Origin of the sequence: Dialister sp. UBA1703, assembly GCA_002320515.1 — a bacterium.
GTDB lineage: Bacteria > Bacillota > Negativicutes > Veillonellales > Dialisteraceae > Dialister.
The window spans coordinates 1-5,179 of sequence record DCJJ01000021.1 but is presented as its reverse complement, the minus strand read 5'-3'; the positions used below and the strand labels follow the sequence as shown (position 1 = coordinate 5,179).

7 protein-coding genes are annotated in these 5,179 nt (G+C 49.2%); 2 read left to right on the top strand and 5 right to left on the bottom strand.

The window, feature by feature from the left end; translation table 11 throughout:
• Positions 1-128: 128 nt before the first annotated feature.
• The 5 genes from B2Y11_RS01185 to B2Y11_RS01165 all read right to left on the bottom strand — a co-directional run bounded on the left by B2Y11_RS01185 (position 129) and on the right by B2Y11_RS01165 (position 3,930).
• Positions 129-356, bottom strand: coding sequence for a DUF1659 domain-containing protein (locus tag B2Y11_RS01185; protein WP_291055075.1), 228 nt, complete (start codon positions 354-356; stop codon positions 129-131).
• Positions 357-445: 89 nt separating this feature from the next.
• Positions 446-796, bottom strand: coding sequence for a DUF2922 domain-containing protein (locus B2Y11_RS01180; protein ID WP_291055072.1), 351 nt, complete (start codon positions 794-796; stop codon positions 446-448).
• 196 nt (positions 797-992) lie between these two features.
• Complete coding sequence (locus tag B2Y11_RS01175; RefSeq protein ID WP_291055078.1) at positions 993-1,172, bottom strand: type II toxin-antitoxin system HicB family antitoxin; 180 nt, start codon at positions 1,170-1,172, stop codon at positions 993-995.
• Between the two features lie 174 nt (positions 1,173-1,346).
• Positions 1,347-2,708, bottom strand: coding sequence for a 3'-5' exonuclease (locus tag B2Y11_RS01170; protein ID WP_291055069.1), 1,362 nt, complete (start codon positions 2,706-2,708; stop codon positions 1,347-1,349).
• On the bottom strand, positions 2,662-3,930 hold the full coding sequence (locus B2Y11_RS01165; protein ID WP_291055066.1) for a UvrD-helicase domain-containing protein: 1,269 nt from the start codon (positions 3,928-3,930) through the stop codon (positions 2,662-2,664). Before B2Y11_RS01165 ends, B2Y11_RS01170 begins: the two co-directional genes overlap by 47 nt.
• Positions 3,931-4,018: 88 nt before the next feature.
• Between B2Y11_RS01165 and B2Y11_RS01160 the strand changes: the two genes are divergently transcribed.
• Both B2Y11_RS01160 and B2Y11_RS01155 read left to right on the top strand, forming a co-directional pair.
• Complete coding sequence (locus B2Y11_RS01160; RefSeq protein ID WP_291055063.1) at positions 4,019-4,549, top strand: helix-turn-helix domain-containing protein; 531 nt, start codon at positions 4,019-4,021, stop codon at positions 4,547-4,549.
• 198 nt (positions 4,550-4,747) lie between these two features.
• Positions 4,748-5,131, top strand: coding sequence for a hypothetical protein (locus tag B2Y11_RS01155; protein WP_291055060.1), 384 nt, complete (start codon positions 4,748-4,750; stop codon positions 5,129-5,131).
• Positions 5,132-5,179: the final 48 nt, after the last annotated feature.

The window sequence follows — 5,179 nt, the reverse complement described above, 5'->3', positions numbered from 1 at the left end:
TAAGATGGAATGCCTTATGGTTCGAACGCCACATGGTTCCTTTCTGGTCAATTTCAAAGTTCACCGCGCGAAATGGATCATTGTGGTATATTTATGAATTAATTCGCAGCCCCTTTTTCTTCACCTCCTTATGCTTCATCTACCATATCATGAGTCTGTACGCAGCGGATTCCGGAAAGCAGATAATTGGTGATTCCAACAATCGCCTTACCTGCATCCATCAGCTCCTGGTCAGTGGCATCCAGTTTGATATTGGAATAGCTCAGGCTTTTGATTTTTGCTGCTCCTGCAGATGTAAGGCCATCTTCCACACGAATCTGCAGCTTCAGGTCGGTCATTGCCTTTTTAACAGCCATAGGTTACCTCCTTTCTTGTTTTCTAATTCATAGGTTGTAATTTTGGGTAGAGTCATTGGTGGGGATAGGGTTCAGAATGTTCACAGGGTTCAGAGGGTTGTAGATTGCCCTTGCGGGCATAAGTTTGTAATGCCGCCTTTGGCTGCATAGGCTTGCTTCGCTCGCCTCCCCCCTTCCACCACTTCGTGGTCCCCCCACCCCCGCATGCGGGGGGTGGGCAAGTTTGTGGGGAGAAAAGCCAGCTCTTCTTCCGTGGTACTCACGATGACTGCTTTCTTGAAGCCGGTAAATTCCGCGCCGGAGCGGGTCACCATGATGGGTTGGATCTTTGCCACAGCCGCTTTCACTTCATCCAGAGTCAGCTCGTCCTTCGGATTGGCAATGGTGAGAGTGGAAGTGGCATTGGATCCTGCCGCAAACACAAGCTGCAGTGTCTTCATTCACATTCCTCCTTCCAGGGCACTTCGGATTTTTCATCCCGGGCCCTGGGATGTTCCGTTCATTTCACCCTCTACTATATAAATAACGGGAGTTTCCCATTTTTGAAAAGAGGAGAAAGATTTTTTGAAGATTATTTTATAGGACAAAAAAGAGCTGTGAAAAAATGATTTGCATTTTTCACGGCTCTTTTTTCGTTCAATCATCTATATCCACTTCCACCAGTCTCACGAAGCCGTCTGTGCTTTCAATGTGGATATCCTTACTATCGCCCGGTGCGGGAACCGGTTTCCCTTCTTCCATTTCATCCATTATCCAGCCCGCTGCAGCGTCGGCGGCCATGGCCATGGCGTCTTCCAGGCTGTCTCCTTCGCTGATGCATCCGGGCGATCCGGAACGATTACCGTATAGGCTCCCCGCTTTTCTTCACAGGGATAGAAGTATGCAGGATATAAAAGTTTTTTCATAGGTTTCACCTCTATTTCATCTCAGGAAGTTGAGATAAAAATATCTTTGATTTCTTAAAAGCCCCTTTCCGCCGGAAATCTCCTGTTACGGATAGTACTTTCTGGCCAGGCCGCAGATGTCAAGGCTGTTCCACAGGTGTACCCTTTTATGGGAACCGTCCATTTCTATGCGGAAGCAGGTCACAATATCCGTCACCAGCAGGCGGTTAAAAAGAACCATGGCAGCCGGTATGCCGTTGTATACTTTTTCCTCTTTCCACTGCTTTCTGATTTCCTCTATCATACTATCAGAAACAGTCCCCGTCTGCAGGTTCTTCTCCGTTCCTTTCTCCGCACACCTGCTCCAAAAGGTGCCTGTCATGTCCGTGCGCCTGGAATTCCGCTGAAAATCCAGTTCCATTTCTTCCCCTAAAGGGAGCTTTTCGTAAATATAGGCCTGGAGCTCCTTACTGTCATCGGCATTCCTGTTCCTGTCTCCCTCAAAGCCGAAAGGAAATCCTGCCATAGCGGTCCGGTCATCATAGGGCTTGTATCGGTAGTAGTAAAAGTTTCTTGCGCCGCTGTAGCGTCGTTTACAGCCGAACTTTTTCTTTTCTTCTCCCAGAAAATAGGAAGCCGTATCCAGTTCCTCATTATGAATAATCCGCTCTACTTTCTCTCCATGATTTTTTTCTTTTTTCTTCTTAAGGCGCATTTTCTTCAGCGTTTCCGCGTTGATTTCGATGACTTTTGCTTCTGCTTTCTTCTTTTTCTTTCTTTCCTCTGCCACGGACCGGGTGGAGTAGAAATAGATGGCTTTCCTTGCGCGGGTAAGAGCCACATAGGATATGCGGCATTCTTCAGAGAGACGGCTCTTTACAGGATCTTCCAACATGCTCCCCTTTCCGGCATGCTTTCGGGGGGAAAATACCTCACTGTTCACATAGACTTCGTCAAAATCCAGTCCCTTGGCCTGATGGATGCTGCAGATCACCGGACGGTGGCAGAAGGAGCCGGGAATCAGGCTGTCCCGAAGACCCGGACTGCTCCAGCCTTTTTCGCAGACTGCAAGAAAAAATTCATTGACGTCGTAGCTCTCCTTTTTCTTTTCCTGGCACTGTTCCAGTGCTTCCCAGCAGGACTGCCAGCCCGCATTCAGGCGCAGGCGCCCCTTTCTTTCATCAGTGAAAACAGACTGGAAATGGTTTTTGAAAGCGTCCATGTCAATGGTCTTTTCTTTATATTTATAAAAGAAGAGCCCTATCCAGCCTGCCAGCCTTGGCGTATCCTCTCCCATTCCGCCCTGGGTGCGGAGTCTTAAAAAAGGCATGAGGGAGCGGTAGGAAAGGTGCTTATGGAACCACCAGAGAAGAAGAAAGGAGTCCGAATTATATCGCGTCAATATCACCCTGTTTGAATCGTCATACACCATGCGATAGGCCATCTTGTAAAATGGTTCCTTCAGCATTTTTTTTCGCCCGGGATTGAATGTCACTCAGGTTCTGCATGGCCCAGTGGGACTCATGATACCGGAGCGGATTTCTCAAGTCCGCAAGATAGGGCTCCATCCAGGCAAGGCTTTTCTCAGCCCGGTGGTTTGGTTCGTCCAGCTCATAGCAGGACATGGAAGGCAGGGCCATCAGCTTTTTAAAAAAGACAGTCGCGCTTTCCGGCAGCTTTTTCTCCTCTTCCTCATCTGGCTCATCGGCGTTGAAGTCGTAAATGGCCTGGCACTGGTCTCCCAGATAGATAAAGGAGCTGTCCTTCATCGTCTCCTGCATGGAAAGGAGCATACGGGCCCTCCATCCCTTGATATCCTGCACCTCGTCCACAATGACATACCGGAAGTAAAGAAGCGCCGCTTTCCATATATCTTCCGCCATCCTCAGGGCATAACTCTTCGTTTCATTTTCTTCTTCCTGAAAGACGGAGTCCAGATGCTCAATGAAATGACGGATATTATACTCATAGGTAGGCGCATGGAACGCAAGCAGCCGGTCTGTTTCATCATCCGCAATGCTGTCCAGCACATCACTGCTTACCATGGAATCTTCTGCCGTCATTTCCTCTTCATCATCTTCGGCTTTATCCTTTTTCTTTCTTTCGGCCTCCATGAGTTTCTTTTCCATCTTATCTTTGAACCGCTGGTATTTTCCGTTCCACTGTCCGCAGAAGGAGTCCAGTGTGCAGATATGCAGGTCGGTCATTGAGAGACCCAGTCTTTCTTTAATGCGGTTCCACACCGCATTCACTGCCGCATGGGAAAAGCAGATGATGAGGATCCGGGAAGGGCTGATTCTCCTTTCTTCTATAAGGAGCTGGAAAATCTTCGTCACCGTTTCCGTTTTGCCCCTGCCGGGCGGCGCGTTCACCAGAAAATCCGCCTTCCCCTGCCGGTTCCTGATCATATTCAGAAAATCTTCCGTGGAAACCTGCCGGAAGCGTGAAGATCCGTAGAGCTTTCTCAGTTCCATAGACTCCTCATCGTGCAGATCCACAAAGGCTGCCGGTCCCATGCCCGTGGCTCTGCATATCTTAAGGAGCTGTCCGGAGCGGAAATTTCTTCTCTTCGAGGGATATTTCAGCTTATCCAGAATTCCCTTCGACAGCCGGGCCCTTTTTTCCAACGTTTCCTCGTCCAGCCCTTTTCTTCTCATCAGCTGGAAGAGACGGTCATAAAATAATTCCATCCGTGCCTCCCCGGCCGGCGCTCTACCGCCTCAGCCTCTTTTATTCTATAATATAGCAAAATCATTGCTCTGTGAAAAGGAAGCGCCCATGAAACTCACCTTTGAAAAGATGTTCAACCTGATGAAAAAGAGAAAAATCACGGTGGATGAGCTCTGCCGCAAGGCGGGTATTTCCCATGCCCTGATTTCAAAAATGAAAAAAGATACGGAAATCTACAAAAGTGCCCATGAATACAGCATGAACACGCTGGCGCAGATTGCCGAAGCTCTGGGCGTCATTCCGGGCTCCATCATGGACCTGTCCGATGACGATGATCTGAAAGCCCGACCTGATGAAAAGTCAACTGTCATCATCCTGCCTAAAGGGCTCTCCGGCATCCCCTATGCCGAAGAGGGAGAAAACCCCTTCATTCCCGATGGAAAAAGTCTGGAGGAATGCCACCGGGGGCATCCCTTCCTCAAGGTCTACGGAAACGCCCTGCCCCTTCTGGAGAAACTCACAGCTTCGGAGCGCTATGCGTTCCGTCTCCTCTTCCGGAAAATGCTCCTGCCGGATAACTTCAACAACCGTGGATTTTCCCTGTCCCATTACGACAGGAACCTTCCGACAGTAAAGTGAAAGGAAAAATCAGCCCAGTCACTGGAACGCGGCCGCAGGGGACTTATCAGTAAGGGCTTCCTCTTCCCTGCCCGAACCCGCTCAGGGCTGAATACAGCCCAAAATGAAAGAAAGACAGTACAGAAATACTATCCCAATCCCGCCCTGCTTTTCACAGGAAACAGGAAAGCCTTCTTCCATTCCCGCCCTGCAGAACTCATGGAAAAGGATCTGGAGCGGGAGAGCGACCGGAAAGCTCTCTGGAAACTGAAAAAGAGCCTTCTGAAAAGGGACGGCAAGCCGGTGGATATAGAGGATCGGGAATCCTTCATAAAAATCTACAAAGGCCCCGCCGTAGACCGCCTCATGACCCTCACCCCCGCAGGCCTCAAAATCATGTTCCTTGCCATGCATAAAATACTGGAAAAGCAGGACACCACCCTCATCGATATAAAGCCTGATGCAACCGGCCTTAAAGAAACAACCTTCCAAAAAGCCATACTCTCCTGCCGGAAAGCGGAGCTTCTCTCTGCAACAAGAACAGAGGGAAAATACTTCATCAATCCTCTCTTCATGTATAACGGAGATACGAAGGGGAAGTAGGGTTTCCCCGTATTTTATTGTGCCCCGCTTGCGGGGTGGCAAAGGAAC

Excerpts from the sequence above, each read along its gene's own strand:
- B2Y11_RS01155 (WP_291055060.1), top strand. The coding sequence starts at position 4,748 with ATGGAAAAGGATCTGGAGCGGGAGAGCGACCGGAAAGCTCTCTGGAAA.
- B2Y11_RS01185 (WP_291055075.1), bottom strand. The coding sequence starts at position 356 with ATGGCTGTTAAAAAGGCAATGACCGACCTGAAGCTGCAGATTCGTGTG.
- B2Y11_RS01165 (WP_291055066.1), bottom strand. The coding sequence starts at position 3,930 with ATGGAATTATTTTATGACCGTCTCTTCCAGCTGATGAGAAGAAAAGGG.
- B2Y11_RS01170 (WP_291055069.1), bottom strand. The coding sequence starts at position 2,708 with ATGCTGAAGGAACCATTTTACAAGATGGCCTATCGCATGGTGTATGAC.
- B2Y11_RS01160 (WP_291055063.1), top strand. The coding sequence starts at position 4,019 with ATGAAACTCACCTTTGAAAAGATGTTCAACCTGATGAAAAAGAGAAAA.
- B2Y11_RS01180 (WP_291055072.1), bottom strand. The coding sequence starts at position 796 with ATGAAGACACTGCAGCTTGTGTTTGCGGCAGGATCCAATGCCACTTCC.